The 21,469-nt window shown below is 35.6% G+C and carries 13 protein-coding genes; all 13 read right to left on the minus strand.

The window, feature by feature from the left end; translation table 11 throughout:
* Positions 1-2: 2 nt before the first annotated feature.
* The 13 genes from HH304_RS13125 to HH304_RS13185 all read right to left on the minus strand — a co-directional run bounded on the left by HH304_RS13125 (position 3) and on the right by HH304_RS13185 (position 21,421).
* Positions 3-3,005 carry a SusC/RagA family TonB-linked outer membrane protein gene (locus tag HH304_RS13125; protein WP_169682393.1) on the minus strand — a complete coding sequence of 1,001 codons (3,003 nt, stop codon included), beginning with the start codon at positions 3,003-3,005 and terminating at the stop codon, positions 3-5.
* 466 nt (positions 3,006-3,471) lie between these two features.
* A complete protein-coding gene (locus HH304_RS13130; protein ID WP_169682395.1) occupies positions 3,472-7,542 on the minus strand; it encodes a hypothetical protein in 4,071 nt (1,356 codons plus the stop codon).
* 1 nt (position 7,543) lies between these two features.
* The gene (locus HH304_RS13135) at positions 7,544-7,789 is read right to left on the minus strand and encodes a hypothetical protein (RefSeq protein WP_169682397.1); all 246 of its coding nucleotides are present in this window, start codon (positions 7,787-7,789) and stop codon (positions 7,544-7,546) included.
* A gap of 291 nt (positions 7,790-8,080) precedes the next feature.
* Positions 8,081-9,526: a SusD/RagB family nutrient-binding outer membrane lipoprotein gene (locus tag HH304_RS13140; RefSeq protein WP_169682399.1), complete on the minus strand. Its 1,446-nt coding sequence runs from the start codon at positions 9,524-9,526 to the stop codon at positions 8,081-8,083.
* A gap of 51 nt (positions 9,527-9,577) precedes the next feature.
* Positions 9,578-12,778: a SusC/RagA family TonB-linked outer membrane protein gene (locus HH304_RS13145; RefSeq protein WP_169682401.1), complete on the minus strand. Its 3,201-nt coding sequence runs from the start codon at positions 12,776-12,778 to the stop codon at positions 9,578-9,580.
* 259 nt (positions 12,779-13,037) lie between these two features.
* A complete protein-coding gene (locus tag HH304_RS13150; protein ID WP_169682402.1) occupies positions 13,038-14,975 on the minus strand; it encodes an OmpA family protein in 1,938 nt (645 codons plus the stop codon).
* A gap of 8 nt (positions 14,976-14,983) precedes the next feature.
* The gene (locus HH304_RS13155; RefSeq protein ID WP_271711616.1) at positions 14,984-15,622 is read right to left on the minus strand and encodes a 7-carboxy-7-deazaguanine synthase QueE; all 639 of its coding nucleotides are present in this window, start codon (positions 15,620-15,622) and stop codon (positions 14,984-14,986) included.
* Between the two features lie 46 nt (positions 15,623-15,668).
* Complete coding sequence (gene folD / locus HH304_RS13160; protein ID WP_169682404.1) at positions 15,669-16,544, minus strand: bifunctional methylenetetrahydrofolate dehydrogenase/methenyltetrahydrofolate cyclohydrolase FolD; 876 nt, start codon at positions 16,542-16,544, stop codon at positions 15,669-15,671.
* A gap of 32 nt (positions 16,545-16,576) precedes the next feature.
* Positions 16,577-18,361: a translation elongation factor 4 gene (lepA, locus tag HH304_RS13165; protein WP_169682406.1), complete on the minus strand. Its 1,785-nt coding sequence runs from the start codon at positions 18,359-18,361 to the stop codon at positions 16,577-16,579.
* A 194-nt stretch (positions 18,362-18,555) separates the two neighbouring features.
* Positions 18,556-19,845, minus strand: coding sequence for an amidohydrolase family protein (locus tag HH304_RS13170; RefSeq protein WP_169682408.1), 1,290 nt, complete (start codon positions 19,843-19,845; stop codon positions 18,556-18,558).
* A 13-nt stretch (positions 19,846-19,858) separates the two neighbouring features.
* Positions 19,859-20,572, minus strand: a complete 714-nt coding sequence (locus HH304_RS13175; protein ID WP_169682409.1) for a class I SAM-dependent methyltransferase — start codon at positions 20,570-20,572, stop codon at positions 19,859-19,861.
* A gap of 2 nt (positions 20,573-20,574) precedes the next feature.
* The gene (locus HH304_RS13180; protein ID WP_169682411.1) at positions 20,575-21,012 is read right to left on the minus strand and encodes a YybH family protein; all 438 of its coding nucleotides are present in this window, start codon (positions 21,010-21,012) and stop codon (positions 20,575-20,577) included.
* A gap of 1 nt (position 21,013) precedes the next feature.
* Positions 21,014-21,421: a tellurite resistance TerB family protein gene (locus tag HH304_RS13185; RefSeq protein ID WP_169682413.1), complete on the minus strand. Its 408-nt coding sequence runs from the start codon at positions 21,419-21,421 to the stop codon at positions 21,014-21,016.
* Positions 21,422-21,469 lie beyond the last annotated feature (48 nt).

Here is a 21,469-nt window from a genome sequence, read left to right on the forward strand (position 1 = left end):
AATTAAAAAGTAACGTTAACACCAGCTGTATAACCTCTAGTATTAGGATAAGTAAATAATGTAAACTCTCCTAAAGTAGTTAGGTTAGACTCATCACTACCTCTACCAACTTCTGGATCACCTGTGAAGTGAGGGTTGATTGTTAACAAGTTAGTTCCTTGTACATAAAACTCAACATTTGATAATTTAGCTTTTTCGATTAAACTCTTAGGTAGAGAATAAGCTAAAGTTACATTTCTAAGTCTTATGAAATCTCCTTTTTGAAGATATCTGTCAGAATCATAGATGTCATTGTTTGCATCCGGACGAGGTAACACACCTGTATCACCTGGGTTTTTCCAGTAATTCAATGCATCTTTTCTTTGGTTAATATTGTAGTTAGATCCATCACTCATTAACACAGCTTCATTCTGGTAGTTGTAAATATAGTTACCACCTTGATAGAAGAAGTTAACATTTAAGCTAAGACCTTTCCATGAAGAATTAAATCCAAAGTTACCAAAGTAAGTTGGAAGTGGAGACTTTCCTTCTAACGCAACAGCATCATCATAAGAGTGAACATTAGTTATTTCACCATTGATATCATAATATAATGCGTCACCATTATCAGGGTCAACACCTGCATATCTTACTAAATAATATGTATTTGCAGTTAATCCTTCTCTTAATAATGAAATACCTGAGTTACCGTCGATAATATCTTCTCCACCGTTATCTAGCTCAAGAACTTCGTTTTTAACAGTACTGTAAGATCCAAAAATGTTAAATTTGAAATCTCCTTGATCAACAACAATTGCATTTAATTCTAATTCAATACCACTGTTTTTGATCTTACCTACGTTCTCTGTTCTACTTGTGAAACCAACTGTTTGAGAAAGAGGTCTTGGGAATAATAAGTTATAAGTATCTCTGTTATAGTAATCAAAGCTACCAGATAATCTGTTATTCCACAATCCAAAGTCAATACCAACACTGTAGTTAAAGTTCTCTTCCCACTGTAAGTTAGGATTTTCTAACTGACCAGGGAATGATGCTGATGTGTTGTTGTAGTTACCAATGTTATAATATCCTAAGGCCGCATATAATGAAGTTGGAACGTTACCTGAAGTACCAGCAGATGCTCTAAACTTCAATTGCTCTAACCAACTTACATCATTAAGGAAACCTTCTTCAGTCATATTCCAACCAAAACTACCCGCATAGAAAATACCATATCTGTTATCAGCACCAAATCGAGACGAACCATCTCGTCTAACACTACCAGTAACAAAGTACTTTTCACCAAAGTTATAGTTAACATTTAAGAATTGAGACCATAAAGCCCACTCATCAATACTAGTAAAACCACCTGTGATCTCAGAAGCATTATCCTGAGTAAAGAAATCTTCTGAAGGAAAACCTTTACCACTAATGCTGTACTGCTCTAGTCTACTCTTAACATATTCAGTACCACCTAATACATTGATGTTGTGGTTACCCATTGGCTTAAAAGTATATTCTAAAGTATTTGTCCAAGTAGTTAATGATCTATCATATCCGTTATCAGTTTTGATACCAGGAGCATTCGGATCTCCAACATAACCATCAAGAACCGAATTAGGTTGGATATAATATTCTCTTCTGTAAATCTGATAATTCATAGAAACTCTTGAAGTATAAACCAGACCTTCAATTGGAGTGATTCTCGCGAACACACCACCTATCGCACTAAGTCTTTCGTTACTTTCCGGGTTATTTCTTAATGCCTCAGAAATACTAAAACCTTGTCTTGTAAGGTTATATACTTTATCACCATTCTCATCTAGAACAAAATCTCCATTAGCATCTAATTGAAATTCTGACTCATAAGGATTGTATGCATAAATAGCATAGAATGGATTTTGAACATTAAATCTGTCCCTTGTTTCTCTTTCCTTAGTTTGAGAAACAGTTAAATTGTTACCAAAAGTCAACCAATCAGTAGTTTTAAACTCTAAGTTTAAACGACCTGAAAGTCTTTCGAAATTCGATCCTACAGAAATACCTTCTTCATCATAAGAACCTAAAGAGAAAAAGTATTTCGCTCTGTCAGTTGTTGAAGCTAATGATAAATCGTGTGATTGTACCTGACCTGTTCTTAAAAGAACGTCCTGCCAATCTGTTTCAGGATAAGCTGGAGAAGTACTAACAAAATCAGCTGTAGCTTGTGACATTCCACCAGTAGCAACTTCATATGCAAGTTTTTCTTCTTTATTCATCATATCGAAGTTATCAGGAATTTTCTCCTTCTGACCAAATTGGAATTTGTAAGTGATTGTTGGCTTACCTTTTTCAGCAGCACCACTCTTAGTAGTAATTAAAACTACACCATTTGATGCTCTAGCACCATATATTGATGTAGAAGCAGCATCCTTAAGAATCGAAATACTTTGGATATCATTAGGGTTAAGCGCATTGTAATCGCTTTGCGTCATCTGGATACCATCAATAATAAATAATGGCTCATTAGATGCGTTAACAGAACCCACACCACGAATCCTAATGTAAGCATTACCACCTGGTCTACCGTTCTGGCTAACTGCCAAAACTCCAGGAGATTGTCCTTGAAGTAGATTATCAACACTACCGATAGGCTGTTGTGTTAAATTATCTCCATCAACAACTGCAATAGATGATGTAAGATCTGATTTTTTTACTGAACGATAACCAGTTACAACAACCTCACTTAGCTCAGAAATATCTTCTTCTAAAGTGATATTAATTGTAGTCTGATTATTTACAGCAATTTCTTGCTTAGTATATCCAACACTAGTAAAAACTAATATTGCATCACCAGGCGCACTCACACTATAGCTTCCACTTACATCAGTGGTAGTTCCTATAGTTGTTCCTTTAATCAAGACGTTTACACCGGGAATTCCTTCTCCGGCAACATCAACTACCTTTCCGGTAATTGACACATCCTGACCCATGGTTTGAAAAACCAAGAACAGGAACGTACTGAATAACAGTAAACTTTTCCTCATATTAAATAAAGATTTAGGTTTAGAATTGAATTGATTATTACATTTATTTTATAACACTAATTTTCCGTTTAAAAAAAAATCACCTTACCTAACTTCACAATTAATAAAAATGTTTAAAAAATAATGTGTTTCACTAATCATCAGCATAGATAAAGAGCCAGCTATGTAAGTTTAAATAAATTTACTACATTTTTGGAAGCACCAATATAATAAACTTAACCTTACATTGAAAATAATTAAGTCACATTGATTTATTTTTTTTTAACATTTGTTAAGAAGTTTTCATACACCTCAACAATAAACTTACTCACCATAAGTCTTTTAACTAATTGCACATAGATTTATCAATTATAAGGTTAATTAAATAATTTCAACCTTTAGGTCGTACAAAAGACATTTTAAAATTAAGTTATCAAATGATTTAATTAAAAAATAAGCGCCTAGAGGCGCTTATTCATAGTAATTACTAATTGATAATTATTTTATTTTTCCAGAGAATATTTTCTTTTTTATCATACACATTTAATATGTAGATGCCAGGGCTAAAGCATTTTTTAATTATTACACTTTTTGAATCATTAATCAATCCGGATTGAACAACCTGACCTGAGGTATTATATAACAAATAACTAATTTCACCTTCAACACCTTTAATCGTTATCTCTTCTCCATTTTTTAAGATGGTAGGGTAAATAACAACATCAGTTCTCAGATCAGGGTCAACTGATAAATATGCATTAGTACTTTGAATAATCAAATCGTCTATTAACCATCCCCAACCATTAACATTTGAATCTGTGGTCATTCTAAACCTAATTAATATTTCATCACCAGGGTTAAAAAAATCCAATAGATCAATATAATGTTCCTCAAAATCAGACATACTTGGAGAATCACCAGCTTCAAATAATTCTAGCCATGAATTTTGGTAGCTTGCATTATAGGGTTCAATTAATGAAGTCCAATTAAACCCGTCCAGGGAAGCTTCAACTACCACATAATCTTTCAATAAATTATTTTGAGTTAAGTATGGTTCGACTAGTGCAATATCTTTATAGCTTATAAATGCATCTGACTCTTTTACTTTTATTGGGTAATTAAGAGTTCCTATGTACTCAGTATTATCCTTGTAATTATGCGAAGTTTGCAATGGTTTGCCGTTGAATATTGCAGATGATAATTGCTTAAACTCTTTATTATTAAAATCATTTGTAATAGAAGAAAAATAATTTGTGTATTGATCTACAGAAGATGGCCAACTAACTAAAGTTGATTGATAACTTTTTCCTGGATAAGCCAATCCATCTTTATAGCCTATTAAAAAGAAATCTAAATTATTGTCTTTTCCAGATAATTCTACAAGAATTGATGTTGTTCCAGAAGGAATTTCTTTCACATATAATGTATCATAATTATTTATTAACAGACCTACACTATCAAAATCATTTCGTAACTCTAAATTAAAAATCGGATCCATTCTCAAGGATGATGTTACTGAATTTAACTGAGGGGCTAAAATTGTCGTCGGTAATTCAGATAATGTAACAGACCAAATACCTCTTCCATGTGTAGCCATCACAATTTGATCATCTTCCACCTTAATATCCCAAACTGAAACAGAAGGAAGATTTGAATTCAACTTATGCCACGAAAGTCCTCCATCAGTTGATTCTACAATACCTATTTCTGTTCCTACCCAAATCACATTTGGGTCAAATGGCATTACTTGAAGATCAAAGACCGCAACATCAGGAAACCCATTATTGGAACTACTTGAAGTGCCAAATCCTGAAATATCTGCCCAAGTTTGACCATAATCTGATGTTTTTAATACTTTAGGAGATTTTGCAAATGAAAATAATGCAAATGCAATTGACGGATCTTTTGGATGGGTGGCTAAACCCGAAATCAACCCCATATCCACATCTGCGTAGTTATTCACCGGTTCAAATGATAACCCGTTATCCTTTGAAACAAAAATATTTGAAACCCCTTCAACCATACCTGCACCAGCATAAACTACCATTGGAGTTGCTTCTGATATTTTCACCTGGGCAAAAGTTGAAAGTCTCCAGGTATCTCCCGGGTTTATCAGTTTCCAACTATCTGCAAAATCATTTGTTCTCCAAATTCCAGACCTACCTACGGCATATACCACATCAGGCTGGGAATTAGAATTTTCTAATTTGGTTATAAATGGTGCATTAGATGAATTATTATCGGTTATACCAGTAATTGCACTTTGAAAAGAACTTCCACTATTAATAGACTTGTTAATATCATTATAATAAACCGACCCTAAAACTTTTGTCGGCTCGGTATAATGCCATACAACACCAAACCCATCACCTCCCAATGCTCTTCTATAATTTGTAGTTGAAGAACTATTCATACTAAAAGGAGTCATCCACGTACCGTTATCTTGAGTTCCGCCTATATATCTATTTTCTCCGGGTGCCTTATCAACAAAATAAAATTGGGTTGTATTATATCCATTTCCGGCATTTGTCCAGTCACCATCGTTTTCACCTGGATTTGTGTCTACATTAGAAACATATACTCCACCATCATTTGCATTAATGATTTTCCATTTTCTTTCCTCTTCATCAACAATTAAAGGAACTAAATTATGATGATCAGGGTGGAGTCCACTTACGGTTGTTGCTCCTGTAGTTTGTCTAAAAGCATTTTCTCCTGAAAATTGAAAATATGCATCAGAAATATCTTCAGTTTCTCTAATTCTTCCATTCAAAGCTCCCCAATTAATTCGGAAGGTTGACTTTGGTAAATTCTCAGGCTCCCATGAGGCTGATTCTGCTAAGTATGGCCATAAAAAATAAAGCTGAGAAACTTCGTGCCCACCATCAACTGACAATTGATTAGAAGGAGACTCATTATAATCTATGTTATGTATATACAAGTATTCACGTGACTGCTGATTTTCTTGTCCCTCGGTTGTATTTAAAGTAATTAAATTATATTTACCATCCCTTTGCTGATCTCTGAAAGAAACCATTAATTGCCGATTATTATCAACATCCCAAACCTGAAATGGCACTTCAACATAATTAACATATGAATAATCCTCTTTAGCCACTCCAGGTCCACTCCCGGGTGGCACTACAAACCTATGAGCTTTTTGACTAATTCCAGGGCCAAATTTTATTTCAATTGAGGTGAAATGAGAAGGACTTAAATTTCCTTTTCCAATTTTCCCTCCTATAAATTCCCCTCCGAATTCAACCAAATCAAAAAGCTTTGCTCCATCAGAAGCAACATTTAAAACAGTAGGCTCGGTTTCAGTCTGATTATCACTGATAGTAAATTTCCAAAGATTTACACCTCCAACGTAAACAACATCTTTCTTAAAAGGATGGGCTAGAACTATATTATCATACCATCCTTGACCTCCTAAAAAATCAACATTCGTATTGATATCGTCAGCTCTATTTGATTCTATTACTAAATTCCAAGTTGCGGCCCCATCATCAGAAATATATAAATCAGATTCATTTCCGGATTTACCTCCTTCAACTGAAGCAAACAATCTATCAACCTTAACAGGTGAAACTGCTATTTCAACCCTTCCTGAAGGGTCCATTCCCGTTTTTGATAAAGACCAAGATTCACCTTCATCAATAGATTTCAACACCCCAAGATTCTTTTCAGCGGCATAAATTACATTAAAATTACCAGGCTCGTAATCTAAATCCTGTACATAAGATCGTTGAGCAGTATATACTCTTTTCCAAGATAACCCACCGTCTGTACTTTTAAATATCCCACTATTAAATTCTCTAGCATTTAATGGGTCATTATTAGCACAAACTAAAAGAGTTTTTTCATCATCCGGATGAACAATTATTCTACTTATAGTTTGAAAATCATCATTAGCTGTCGCTTCCAATTGGAACCAATCATCCCCGCCATTTATTGATTTAAAAACACCTGCTCCTTTAATAAACCCTGCCGAAGTTGAAAATCCTTCCCCAGTACCAGCATATAATACTTTCGAATTTGAAGGTGCGATAACTAGCCAACTAATTGATATGTTAGGAAGGTTAGAAGTTTTATTAACCCAACTATTTCCTGCATTGGTAGTTTTCCAAATACCCCCACCTACGGAACCAGCAAACCATGTATTTCCTGAGGGATCATCCGGGTCTACCACGATCCCTCTTGTTCTTCCAGGAACGTTAGCAGGACCTCTTTCGTCAAAGCTTACAGCTTGCGACCTTATTTGAGGTTGATTTAATAGCTTGTTATTTTCATTTACAAGATAATTAACATCATAATTAGGGTGTTGATCACCATACTTTGTACGAACAGCATTATAATATTTAAGATACTCATCAGGTTTATCAGCTTTATGAGCACCATTTTGCTTTGATTTCACTTTATTATTCCACCAAAATTGAAATTGATCATCATATTGAAAATTTTGACTACCAAATTCAGTGGGATTCCCTGAATCACTAATTTTTAAATAAACAATTACAAGGCAAAACAACCCTGTTAAAAGTAAAAGTTTTCTCATATTATTTTTGGTTAAAGATTGGTTGATAAGACTTTGTATTGGTTTTTAGGTTATAAAAATAATCACTTGTCTCGGTGTCAGACTGAATACCTTCGAACCTGTCAACTTTAATTATTTCATCAGTCATCCATGACACACTTCCATTTGGTATATGGTCATGATAATGAATGGAATCAGAATGGTCAAAAACATAAAATTCATTATCCTTTCTAGTGTCTATTTTATTGACACATTGAAGAAGAGTCATAGTATTATTAGAATTTGGTAGAGTTATCAATGTATCACATGACAAGTTATCAACTATTATCGAATTACATTCATTATGTGAATTTTGAGTAATTTTTGAAGAAGTGCATCCAAAAAAAAATACTACAACAATAAAAAAAAACAATAAAAACCGTAATACCACAATTAATCCAGATTGAAAGACCATTAAAATTAACAATAGACTATGGAATTATCCTAAATATCAAAAGAATAAAATAAAAAAAGGCCACCTCTATGAGGCAGCCTAATATTAATTTATAGTTAAGATATATTATTTAGCATCCCACCAAACTCGAGCTGTAAGCTCATCAACCTGATCAGCATTAGTAACAGAAGTACCGTTTACACTTTGCTCAACATTTGTATATTGCGCACGCAAAGGAATTTCATCAGCATCCAATACGCTTTCAGGTGCTGGAACAAGAGCCGGATAGTCAAGTCTTCTCCATTCGGCAAAAGCCTCAAGACCATTACTGTAAAGAGAAACCCACTTCTCATAACCAATTACTAGTTCCCAAGGCTTGGAAGCATAAGCAGCAGTTTTCGCTGTTGCGTAAGTAACAGCATCTGCATTATCTACGCCCCACTCAGCCATTGAAGCCATGATAGCATCATTGAACTTATCTGCAGCAACACCTGAAACAAAGCCTCTTTCAATAGCTTCAGCTTCTAGGAAAAGAACTTCAGCATAAGTCATCCACTTAGCAGGAGCTGTTGCTTCTCTTAAAACATCAGATGGTCTTGAACTTACACTTTTTAATGCAAATGCATCACCATCAGATAATCCGTAAGGCATACCAACAATATTGCCATCGATATTTTCTTCAGCGAAGAAAGGTAATCTTGGATCATTGTATAACTCCATTGAATCTGTTAATGTTTTTGAAATACAAAAATCATCTCGTACAGGAGCTACTTTAGCATCTAAATGCCAAGGGTTAGCAATACGTTGATCTGCACCAAATACATAGTAAGGAGCCTCTGCATTTGATGTAAGAACACCACCTGCAATAGCTTCACTAGCTAAAGTAGAGGCTCTATTTGCATCCTTATCAGAAATCCTCATCGCTATTCTTAACTTAAGAGAGTTTCCAAATTTCTCCCACATTGCCATGTTTCCATCGTAGATATTATCACCTTCAGTAAAACCAGCCGCAGTCGGAGTAATAGAAGAAATTGCAGTATTAAGATTAGTGATCAATTGATCATAAACACTCTCTTGAGTATCATATGCAGGAGAAGTAATTTCAGAAATTCTGAAAGCCTCAGAATAAGGCACATCACCCCACATATCAGTGATAGCCTGCATTGCAAACACTTCCATGATAGTAAGAGTTGCTAACCTATTATTTGTAACTGCATCACCTTGAGATTCTCTTTGAGACTCTACTATTTTCTTTGCTTCCATTATGTCCATTAATGGAGAAGAATACCAGCTATTCCAAGATCCATCGAAAGCATCCGGAGTTATCTGATATCTTGATTCAGAAGCATATTCATTCTGAGATAAATGTTGAACCATCAACATACCAAACTCAAAGCTCAGAGCACGACCCCAATAAAGATCAGACAAATTATTCTGAGCATTCGCCAATAATGAAGCCGCTTCAACACGAGTTGGTGCATTCGGGTTTTCATTTAGCTCTGCTAGGTCACACGCACTTGTCATTCCAAGAATAACAAAAAATACGGCTAATATTTTAAAAGATATTTTCATAATTTTTTCCTTTTTTAAAATCTCGACAAATTAATCTAGGCCAAACAAAAATTAGAATTTAAAGCTTAGATCAAATCCAAGAGATCTGGTTGTAGGAACCTGTGCATTCTCTAAGCCTTGAAGGTTACCAGCACCATTAACACCTTGAGGATCAAGGTAAGGAAGGTCGCTGTAAAGAATTGCAAGGTTTCTACCAAGAACTCCAAAAGTAACATCTCTAAATGGAAGGTTTCCAAGAACAGACTTAGGTAAAGTATAGCTTAATCTAACTTCTCTTAACTTCACAAAAGATGCATCATATACGTTTGGAGTAGCTATATTATAAAAAGTCTGGTAATAGGTTTGTGGATCGACCGGAGTTGTGTTCGGAGTACCATCTAAGTAAACACCATCAACAATTAAACCATTTTCACGAATACCATCAGCAGCTGTTTCAGGGTGCATTCCAGAGTATTTAGCCCACTGTAATGAAGTTGAGTGAATAACTCCTCCACCCTGGAAATCGATCAAACCAGTTAAAGAAAGACCTTTATAAGAGAATGTATTTCTGAAACCACCAGTGAAGTCCGCAACAGCGCTACCAAAATAGGTTCTACCTGCATTTGAAGGAAGCCCGTTAGCACCAACCACAACTTCACCTTTATCATTTCTTACAAAATCATTACCAAAGAATGCCATGTAAGGATATCCTTTTTCAACTCTAACATCTCCAGCCCAAGTAGTTCCCAAAATAATACTTTCAACACCAGGAGCTAATTCTACTACCTCATTATTATAAGTAGCAAAGTTTAATGACATATCCCAAGAGAAATCTTCTGTTTGAACAGGAGTACCTCTTAACATTACTTCGAAACCAGAGTTTCTCATCGAACCACCGTTAATATACTGCGAAGTATATCCAGTTGTTGCAGAAGTAGGTACTGTAAAGATCTGATCTCTTGTAGTTTTGTCGTAATAAGTCACGTCAAATGATAGTCTGTTCTTGAAGAAAGCCATTTCCAGACCGAATTCTACCTCATCAGTTTTTTCAGGCCCAAGGAACGGGTTAGCATTCTGATTAGGCACTGTAAATCTTGGAGTACCTATTGCTGGCTGAACTGAGTCAAATATAGGAGAAAGAGCAAATGGGTTTGGCGCGTTAGCTGTCTGACCAAATGATGCTCTTACTTTACCAAAACTAATAAGATCACTGTTTTGTAAAGATCCTAATTCAGTAAATACAAAAGCAAGTGAAGCAGATGGGTAGTAGTACTGGTTTTCATCCTCTGGAAGAGTAGAAGCCCAGTCACTTCTAAGACCTAAATCTAAGAACAACATACTTTTGTAACCTAATGATGCAGTCGCAAATAATGAGTTGATTCCTTGCTTAGATTCATAAGTACTTGGGATTGGTGCATCTACAGAGTTGTCAATGTTAAACCATCCTGGAATTACAAGACCACCGTTTGTTTGAACGGTAACACGTGTTGCACCTTGTCTCATGATATTACCTCCAGCCATTGCATTCAATGAGAAGTCAGAACCAAAGGTCTTTTCATACAATAATTTTGCTTCGTAGTTATTCTCAAAAAATGTTCTTTGAGTTTCACTGTAGTAAGCCTGATCTACTGAACCGTTAGGTAATCCTTCTTGAGCTCTAAAAGTAAAACCGTCTCTCATAGCCTTAAGATTTACACTAAGACCGTCAACGATTTCGTAGTTAAGATTTACGTTACCAAAGAATCGATCACGAGAATCTTCTTGAAGAATATTATTTCTTAACCAGTATGGGTTATCAAAGAAATAAGGGGCTGGCTCAAAACCAACAAGATTTCCGCTTCCATCTATGATAGGACCTGTAGCGTTCCAAGTGTACTGTCTTCCATCCTTCCAAGTGTAATTATCTTCTAAACGCTTAACATCAAGCTGTGTCTGCCACCACTGAGTGAAAGCCTGCATTGGGTTTTTGTTATCATAACCAGTAGCGTTACGTCCGTTTGCAGCCTGGTTAACAAAGTTACCAGCTGATGAAACTGTTAATTTTTCAGATAAGTTATAAGAAACGTTGAATGCTACTGTGTTTCTCTGAAGGTTAGATACAGGAGTGATACCATCCTGATTTAAGTTTGTATAAGAAACTCTGAATGTACCATTGTCATTTCCTCCACTAAAAGCAACTGAATTTGTAGCTGTTAGACCAGTTTCGAAAAACTCTGAATAATCATTAGCTGGTGCTGTCCAAGGACGAGTCTCACCATAGTTTGCAGACTGAGGATCCCAAGAATCCCAATGTCTAACCATTGTATTCGGATCATATTTTGGTCCCCAAGAACCATCTTTTGAATAAATTGGAGCAAGAAAATCAACAGATTGGCCGTTAATTTGCTCTGTAAATTCAACAAAACCAGAACCAGTTGGAGAAATAGCTCCTCCTCCATATTCTTGCTGATATTCGATAAGAGCAAGTGGCTTTTCGAATGTCCAGCTAGAGTTAACTGCAACTCCGATTCCTTTAGACTTAGCTCCTGACTTAGTAGTAATTAAAATCACACCATTAGAACCTCGAGTACCGTAAAGTGCAGTTGCAGAAGCACCTTTCAACACAGTTACAGACTCTATATCCTGAGGGTTAATATCAGCAGCAGCGTTACCATAATCGTAAGCACCACCACCAAAACCTCTTTGCTGAGCTGTAGTAGCGTAGTTATCATTGTTGATTGGCATTCCATCAACTACGAATAACGGCTGGTTTTCACCAAGGAAAGAGTTAACACCACGAATTGTAATACGTGAAGAACCACCTAGAGCACCTTGAGTACCCTGGATCTGAACACCAGCAACCTGACCTTGTAAGCTGTTTACGATGTTAGTTTCTTTTGTTTCAGCAAGTGCCTCACCAGCTACGTTCTGAACTGCAGAACCTACTGCTCTTTTGTCTCTTGAAACACCGAGCGCAGTAACAACTACCTCAGTTAATTGTTGTACATCTTCCAGTAATACAACATCAATTGATGATTTTCCTGCTACAGAAATTTCTTGTGTCAGGTAACCAATTGAAGAATATTGTAATACTGCTTCACCCGAAGGAACTTGTAAACTATAATTTCCTTGGATGTCAGTCACCACACCGAGAGTCGTTCCTTTTACAAGGACGTTAACACCCGGTATGCCTTCTCCATTTTCGCCGGTTACTGTACCGGATACCGATTTCTCCTGCGCCTGTGCTATAAAGCCAAGGACACAAAAGAATGATAAGAGGAAAATTCTCTTCATACTGTTTAGGTTTAGGTTTAACGGTTTTTAATAAAAGTTTCCTATCAAATCTAAATGATAATTAATGTTAAAAAAAAATTATTATCAAATAAATATTCGACATTTTGAAAAAACAAATTTATCAAAATTTAATTTTGCTATTATAAGAAAAAATAACCTTATATTCTAGCCTTTAATAAATCCTAAGTATTTAATAGAAGATGAAAAGGAGTGCTTGTAATTGTTTCGTCTAGATTTATTAATATTTTTTACGTTTATATTACAAAATCCTAACAACAATTCTTCTATTTTCTGCTCTATGTTTTTCGCTATCATTTGGAACTGCAGGCATAGAATCTCCATATCCTTTTGAGCTTAATCTGGACTCAGATATACCTTTATTTACAAGGTAATCATAAACAGATCTGGCTCGTTTTTGAGACAATGACAAATTATAAGATGGCTCCCCTTTATCATCTGTATGCCCTTCAATTTGAATCTTAATATCGGGATTTTCTTCTAGCAAAGAAACAATATTATCTAACTCTGGCTTTGATTCAGGCTTTAATTTAAAATCATCAAAATCGAAATAAACATTCCCGAGTCGATAGTATTCCCCGGACTTTATTGGAACTAGTTGAATGTCCCTATTAAAAGTATTTATTGATTCATCTTTTAGATTAATTGATAAGCTTTGGTACAAATAGTTTTCTGCTTTAGTAAACAGTCCATAATTCTTTCCTTCAGGGATAACAATTAAATACCTACCGGTAAATCTATCCGATTCAACCTCTTGAATTAAACTACCATTTTCAAGATCAATCAAGCTTACCACAGACTTAAGTGGCTCTTCGGAATACTTATCTGTCACTATTCCTGTTAAATGTCTCGCTTCTTCAATTTGAAACTTTCCAACTGGAAAATCATAACGATATAAGTATCCTTCATAATAAGTATTCAGTCTTCTCTCACTACTAAAATAGCCTTTTCTACCATCTGGAGTAATATATATTGAAGGCTGATCCTGGCTATCATTAATTGGCCACCCTAGGTTTTTAGGGTTTGACCACTTGCCATCATCTTTCAAATTACTATAATAAAGGTCTTGTTTTCCAAAGCCTTCAAGGCCATCAGTTGAGTAAAACAAGGTTCTTCCATTAGCATGAATGAATGGCCCCGAATCATCTCCTTTAGTGTTTACCGGTTCCCCCAAAGTTTCAGCAAGAGACCATTCTCCTTTTGAATTTCGATAAGAAACATAAATATCTTTACCTCCAAATGAAGGTCTTCTGTCACTAACAAAATAAAGCATTCGACCATCTGCTGACAAAGAAGGTTGAGATTCCCATGCAGAAGAATTAATTCTATTCCCTAAATTCGCAGGCTCTGTCCAAGTGTCTCCCTCTTTATAACTAATATAAAGATCGCAGCCTCCAAACCCTTCTCTTTCATGGCAATAGGTATAAATTATCGTTCTCCCATCTCCTGATACTGAACAGGTGCCTTCATTCTTTTCCGAATTAATATTCTCACTTACTGAAACTGGCTCTGTCCAATTACCTTGAGAATCTTTAGTAGAAACATAAATGTCCTCATCATGGTAATTATAAAACCCTTTCCTTCCTGTAAAAAATATTTGTGATTCATCTGCAGTTAAAGCTGGGAAATATTGTAATTGAAAATTATTTAACGGGTCAGGAAGTTTTACTTTTTCTACGTCCGTAGTATCCTTATTTGCTTCAAAAAATTTAATCGCATAGTTGGTATTTTCCAGACGCTGCTTAGCTAACCCTAATAGTTTTTGATTAGGTCTGCTAAATATAAATTCTTCATAATACTTCTTAGCTTCATTATATTTATTATTATTAAAATACAATTCTCCTAATTGAAGCCTAATAATCGGGTAATTATTATTTTCATCAAGAGCCAGTGCTGTCAAGAAAGTTTGTAAAGCAAGATCAGTTTGTGAGGTAGCTTGATAGCATTGCCCAAGTCTAAGATGGGCCTCGATAAAATCATCATCTTTGTTTAAGGATTGAGTAAGCAATTCGATAGCCTGGTCATACTGTCTTCTGACCATATAATTTTCACTTGCCTCAAAATATTCAATGGCTTTTTTATTCTTTGTAGAATAAGATGCTGGTCCACGCTGACCTTGAATAGTAAAACTTAAACAAATAAAAAGCGCTAATACAAAAAATATTGAGTTTTCAGACATATTTCAATTTAAGGTATTTGCATAAATTTATGCACCTGAAGTGAAATATTCCAGTTTGGATTCATTTTTACGTAATCAATTATTAAAGGGATCATTTCATCAGCCTTTGACCATTCAGGCTGAAGATAGAGTTTACATGAGCTTTTCACACGCTTAGAGTGCATTTCTGCCCATTCAAGATCAGATTTATTGTAAACAACTATTTTTAGCTCATCGGCTGCATCATAAATCTCATCAGTTGGTTTTTTAAATTTTTTTGGTGAAAAAGTAACCCAGTCCCAATTACCAGTTAATTTATGCGTTCCTGAAGTCTCTATATGTGTTCTCTTGCCATTATCCTTGATCGCATGGGTAAGCACGTCCAAATCATGCATTAAAGGCTCACCGCCAGTAATAACCACAATATTACCTTCGATATCCGAAATTTCATCAATTAGAGACTTTATGGATTTTTGAGGATGAACAGATGCGTCCCACGACTCTTTTACATCACACCAATGGCAACCAACATCACATCCACCAAGACGAATAAAATAGGCTGCATGACCTTGATAAGCACCTTCTCCCTGAATAGTATAAAAAGACTCCATTACAGGGAGTGTGACAGACTTAATTTCTGCCTGAGATAATTTGATTTGATTTTGCATACAACTTTTTTAAAGCGGGTGGTTGGAACCGCTGATTAACAATATATTATTTCTTATCTGCTGCTAATAACGTATTATGAAGCAATGCGGTTATGGTCATCGGACCAACACCTCCCGGAACAGGAGTAATAGCTGACGCCTTCTCAGATACTTCCGCAAACGCAACGTCACCTTTAAGCTTAAAGCCACTCTTTTTCTCCGGAGCATCTATTCTGTGTATACCTACATCAACAACAACAGCTCCTTCCTTAACCATATCAGCAGTTACAAACTCAGGTTTACCTATTGCAACGATAAGAATATCCGCTTGTGCTGATATTTCTTTTAAGTTTTTGGTTCTACTATGAACAAGAGTCACAGTAGAATTCCCTGGCTTTGTATTTCTAGAAAGTAAAACACTAATCGGTGTACCTACAGTATGGCTTCTACCTAAAACTACTGCATGCTTTCCTTCCGTTTCAATATTATTCTTTTCAAGAAGCATCATAATGCCTTTAGGAGTAGCAGGAATAAGCCCTGGCAATCCTAACAACATTTTACCCATATTCATTGCATGAAACCCATCAACATCTTTGTATGGGCTTATAGCTTCAATAACTTTTTCTTCATTAATATGATCAGGAAGAGGTACCTGAACAATAAAACCATCGATACTACTATCGTTATTCAAGTCATTCACCTTATCCAGTAAATCACTTTCTGATGTAGATGCTGGTAATTTTATTAAGGTAGAATCGAAACCTACTCTTTCGCAGGCTTTTACTTTTGCATTAACATAGGTTAAACTTGCACCATCATCACCGACTAATACCGCAGCCAAATGAGGAACATTAAGTCCGGCTTTTTTTCTGCGTTCAACTTCATATTTTATTTCATCCTGAATTTGTAATGCGGTTGCTTTACCATCGATGATCTTAGACATATTTTACCTACAGTTAAATTATTTGGTTTTGATTAATCTATTTTAAGTACTGCCATAAATGCTTCCTGAGGAATTTCAACATTACCTACCTGGCGCATTCTCTTTTTACCTTTCTTCTGCTTCTCTAAAAGTTTACGTTTTCGGGAAATATCACCACCATAACACTTTGCAGTAACATTTTTACGTAATGCTTTTACAGTTTCCCTTGCGATAACTTTAGTACCAATAGCAGCCTGAATCGCAATTTCAAACTGTTGTCTTGGCATTAATTCCTTTAGTTTCTCACAAAGTTTTTTACCCCATTCGTATGCTTTATCTCTATGAACAATTGCCGAAAGGGCATCAACACGGTCTCCATTTAACATGATATCAAGCTTAACCATGTTACTTGTCTTATACCCCATCAATTCATAATCAAGTGAAGCATAACCTCTTGATATTGTCTTTAATTTATCGAAAAAGTCAAAAACAATTTCTGATAATGGTAACTCAAAAGTCAATTCTACTCTATCTTGAGTTAGATAAACCTGATTTTTGATTTCTCCACGCTTATCAATACAAAGACTAATGATATTTCCAACAAACTCAGATTTAGTAATTACCTGAGCTCTAATATAAGGCTCTTCAATATAAGATATATCTCCCGGATCCGGCATTTCAGACGGAGCACTTACAGGAACAATATTCTGGTTTTTCATATGAACGTTAAACTTCACTGACGGCACTGTTGTAATCACCGTCATGTCAAATTCACGTTCTAATCTTTCCTGGATGATTTCCATGTGAAGCATTCCAAGAAATCCACATCTGAATCCAAAACCCAGGGCTAATGATGTTTCAGGCTCCCAAACAAGCGAAGCATCATTTAACTGAAGTTTTTCCATTGAAGCCCTTAATTCTTCGTACTCAGTCGTATCCACCGGATAAATACCGGCAAATACCATTGGCTTCACATCTTCGAATCCTTTTACCGGAGGGCAAGGTCTTTCTACGTGAGTTATGGTATCTCCTACTTTTACTTCTTTAGCTACCTTTATACCTGAAATCAGGTAACCAACATTACCGGTACTTATGTCTTTTCGAGGTTCCTGTTTTAGTTTCAGGACACCAATTTCATCAGCATCATACGTTTTACCGGTATTAACAAATTTAACCTTATCACCCTTCTTGATAGTTCCGTTGAAAACCCTGAAATATACTTCTATTCCCCTAAAAGGATTAAAAACACTATCAAAGATCATTGCCTGAAGTGGTGCTTCAGGATCTCCCTTTGGAGACGGGATTCTATCAACAATTGCTTCGAGAATTTCAACGATCCCAATCCCTTCTTTGGCACTTGCCATTAGGATATCATCTCTATCACAACCAATTAAATCTACAATTTGATCTTTTACTTCCTCTGGCATAGCTCCAGGAAGATCTATTTTATTTAATACCGGGATTATTTCAAGATCATGCTCTATCGCCAGATACAGGTTTGAAATGGTTTGTGCTTCAATACCCTGCGCTGCATCAACAATTAGCAAAGCTCCTTCACAAGCAGCAATCGACCTGGATACTTCATAGGAAAAGTCAACGTGACCCGGAGTGTCAATAAGGTTTAAAATATAATCTTCTCCCTCATGATGATAATTCATTTGAATAGCATGAGATTTGATTGTTATACCTCTTTCTCTTTCAAGGTCCATATTATCAAGTAACTGATCCTGCATTTCTCTGTCAGACACAGAACCTGTAGCCTGTAGAAGCCTGTCAGCTAAAGTACTCTTACCATGGTCAATATGTGCAATAATGCAAAAATTGCGAATGTTCTTCATATAGAAAATATTTCAATAATCAGAGAGAACCCTCTATGATCCTCCTCTAACGAAATGCAAAATTAGTCAATATTTTATAACTCGTGCAGCCTAACTAATAATTATATTTAATATGAACATTTGTCGTAATGATCTAAAAAAAATAATGGAAGACTAAATGCCTTCCATTAAATCAATATTTATATAAATTCTTATTATTCAGACTTGTAAACTTTACCGTCTTTCATAACAAATTTGACATTGTTCATTAGTTCAATATTTTGAAGAGGATCGCCTTCAATCGCTACTATATCAGCATAAAGACCTTCTTTAATTTGTCCAACCTCTTCTTCAACTCCAAATAATTGAGCCGTTGTCAAAGTAGCCGATTGAATTGCTTCAAATGCAGGCATTCCTGCTTCCACCATATAAGCAAACTCTTTGGCGTTATCTCCATGAGGAGAGACTCCTGCATCGGTACCAAATGCGATTTTAACTCCTCTTTTATAGGCTTTTCCAAAAGTGTCCTGAATTTTAGGACCTATTGCTAATGCTTTTGGCACAATTACAGCTGGATAAAACCCTTCAATCTTAGCTTTTTCAGCAACATATTTACCTGCACTTAATGTTGGCACAAGGTAGGTTCCTTTTTCTTTCATTAAGTCCATTATTTCTTCTGTCATCAAGGTACCATGCTCAATTGATGTTATTCCGGCTTCAACAGCTCTTTTCATTCCTTCAGCTCCATGTGCATGAGCAGCTGTACGCATTCCATACTCTTTTGCTGTTGAAATTATTGCTTCAAGTTCATCAGCTTTAAATTGTGGCCCCTGACCATCTTTTGCAACACTCAACACACCTCCTGTGGCAGTAATTTTAATTACATCGGCACCATTTTTATACCTGAATCTCACCGCTTCACGAGCTTGATACGGGCCATCAGCCACTCCGTTTTCTGGTGTAGCATCACCTGAAAGTCTTTTTTTCATTCCGTTTGTCGGATCAGCATGACCACCGGTTGTTGCAATACTCTTACCTGCGGTTATAATCCTTGGTCCAACAGCCCAGCCAGAATTAATCGCATTTCTAAGTGAAATATTTACTCCTGATCCACCAAGATCTCTGACATAGGTAAAACCAGCCATCAATGTTCGTCTGGCATATTCTCCCGCCCTATAAGCCACATCAGCATCTTCAAGTGTGAATTTTTCAATATAACGGTTAGGGTTTGATTCACTTTCAAGGTGAACGTGAGCATCCATTAAGCCAGGTATCACTGTGTACCCTTTCAAATCAATATAAGATGCTCCGGAAGGCACTTCTGTAAACCCTTTTTTTACCGAAACAATTTTATTTCCCTCAATAACAATTGTGTAATCCTTAAGCTCCTTAAGGGCATCAACATCTAAAATTGTACCGCAATGTATATAAGTTGCTGGTTCGTTTTGTGCAAAAAGAATAGTTGCAAACAAAAAAACGAACAGTGTAGAAAATATTCTATTCATGGTATAGTAGATATTATTGTTTTTCTAGTTTTACGAGGTAATGGCCTGTTTCCGAATCTTCATCAATCATTGTTACCTTCCAGCCAGACTGCTTAGCCAATGACTTCAGCTTATCATAATCGAGATATAGCCATTTGAACCATTCGCCTTTTTCTCCATTATATTCATACTGATAATCAACCTCACCAAAATAACCCTCAACCTTCAAATCAGTCTCATCATACAAATAGGTTATATCTGAACTATCAAATATAATAATCCCATCGTCTGTCGAAAGTTCATCTGCTTTTTTCAGAAAATCCTTAAACTTTTTGACTTCACCTATAAACCCAATCCCATTCATTAAGAGGAGAAGGGTATCATATTTTTCTTTAGATTGATAATGAAAAAAATCAGCACATTCAACTTTTTGAACACCTCTTTTCTTCATTACCTCACAACAAAATTCTGACGTATCTAGAGCGGTTATATCATACCCTTTAGATTGCAAAAACAAAGCATGTGTGCCTGCTGCTGCTCCAATATCGAGGATTTTTTCTCTTGTTGATTCAAGAAGTGCTTCTTGTTCTATGGAAGTAAAGTCTTCAAAATCTTTAAAATAATGAATCAGAGGCATTTCTTCAGGATCTCCATAATAATTATGAATTATTAAAGGCCCTTGCTGCTTTTCATTATAATAATCTAATAAAGCTTTACCGTGAACATCGTATTTTTTGTATGCAGACATAATCAGGATGAATGATCAGAAACGATCTTCCATTTGCCGTTTATCAATTTCCAAACTAAAGTAAAATGCCCATTTAAATTACCCTGTAGTCGGGTTAGATGCCACTTCCCTATCATAAAATAAGTATTATCTGCAATTGGGTATAAATCGACAATATCAAATTTTAAGGTACCCATGGCTGCCTTATTTGGGTATGAACTCTGGTAATTTTCAAGTGTTTTTTCCCAGCCTTTAGTTACACCTTTACTTCCCACAAAAACCAACGAATCAGATCGCCAATAGCCATTCATATACTCAGGGATATTACCCTCATTCCATGCCATTGCCTGCTCGGCAAGCACCATCATAATTTCTTTCCGGTCTTCAATATTGCCTGACTGTGCATGTAAAGCGCTTAATGACATTAAAAAAATGAAAGCGCCAAAAAAAATAAATCTCATTTTAGATTTCGTTTAAATATCCGTTTATAGTTTCTTTTAAAGATTCTTTATCTTCTAGCAAATGTGGTTGCATATAGATGGTAGTTACAAAATTAAAAAAAACTGACTCATCATAACCAAGCCATTTGGTTACTCTCAAGCAATAATTAACTTCACTTCGTTCTAATTTTCCATCGGCTTTCATCAGAGCAATGATATCATACAAATATTCAATTTTCTGATCTTTAGACAATAGTTGCTTATCAGGAAGCGTATCTTCAGTATTTACTTCCTCAAAAAAACGATTCATTTCCGATTCATCTACATTATGCCGAGCAGCAATCCGCTCAATTATACCTCGCTCCTTATCGTGGATGTGTCCGTCGGCCTTGGCAAGTTGTATCAGAATTTTGATATGCGCAGGTATCATATAATTGTACAATTTATCCGAATTTAAATAATTTTTGGTAAAGCATCC

Origin of the sequence: Marinigracilibium pacificum, assembly GCF_012926615.1 — a bacterium.
In the GTDB taxonomy this organism is placed as follows: Bacteria; Bacteroidota; Bacteroidia; order Cytophagales; family Cyclobacteriaceae; genus Mangrovivirga; species Mangrovivirga pacifica.

Coding starts and splice junctions, on each gene's coding strand:
- HH304_RS13125 (WP_169682393.1), bottom strand. CDS start 3,005: ATGAGGAAAAGTTTACTGTTATTCAGTACGTTCCTGTTCTTGGTTTTT.
- HH304_RS13130 (WP_169682395.1), bottom strand. CDS start 7,542: ATGAGAAAACTTTTACTTTTAACAGGGTTGTTTTGCCTTGTAATTGTT.
- HH304_RS13135 (WP_169682397.1), bottom strand. CDS start 7,789: ATGACTCTTCTTCAATGTGTCAATAAAATAGACACTAGAAAGGATAAT.
- HH304_RS13140 (WP_169682399.1), bottom strand. CDS start 9,526: ATGAAAATATCTTTTAAAATATTAGCCGTATTTTTTGTTATTCTTGGA.
- HH304_RS13145 (WP_169682401.1), bottom strand. CDS start 12,778: ATGAAGAGAATTTTCCTCTTATCATTCTTTTGTGTCCTTGGCTTTATA.
- HH304_RS13150 (WP_169682402.1), bottom strand. CDS start 14,975: ATGTCTGAAAACTCAATATTTTTTGTATTAGCGCTTTTTATTTGTTTA.
- HH304_RS13155 (WP_271711616.1), bottom strand. CDS start 15,622: ATGCAAAATCAAATCAAATTATCTCAGGCAGAAATTAAGTCTGTCACA.
- folD (WP_169682404.1), bottom strand. CDS start 16,544: ATGTCTAAGATCATCGATGGTAAAGCAACCGCATTACAAATTCAGGAT.
- lepA (WP_169682406.1), bottom strand. CDS start 18,361: ATGAAGAACATTCGCAATTTTTGCATTATTGCACATATTGACCATGGT.
- HH304_RS13170 (WP_169682408.1), bottom strand. CDS start 19,845: ATGAATAGAATATTTTCTACACTGTTCGTTTTTTTGTTTGCAACTATT.
- HH304_RS13175 (WP_169682409.1), bottom strand. CDS start 20,572: ATGTCTGCATACAAAAAATACGATGTTCACGGTAAAGCTTTATTAGAT.
- HH304_RS13180 (WP_169682411.1), bottom strand. CDS start 21,012: ATGAGATTTATTTTTTTTGGCGCTTTCATTTTTTTAATGTCATTAAGC.
- HH304_RS13185 (WP_169682413.1), bottom strand. CDS start 21,421: ATGATACCTGCGCATATCAAAATTCTGATACAACTTGCCAAGGCCGAC.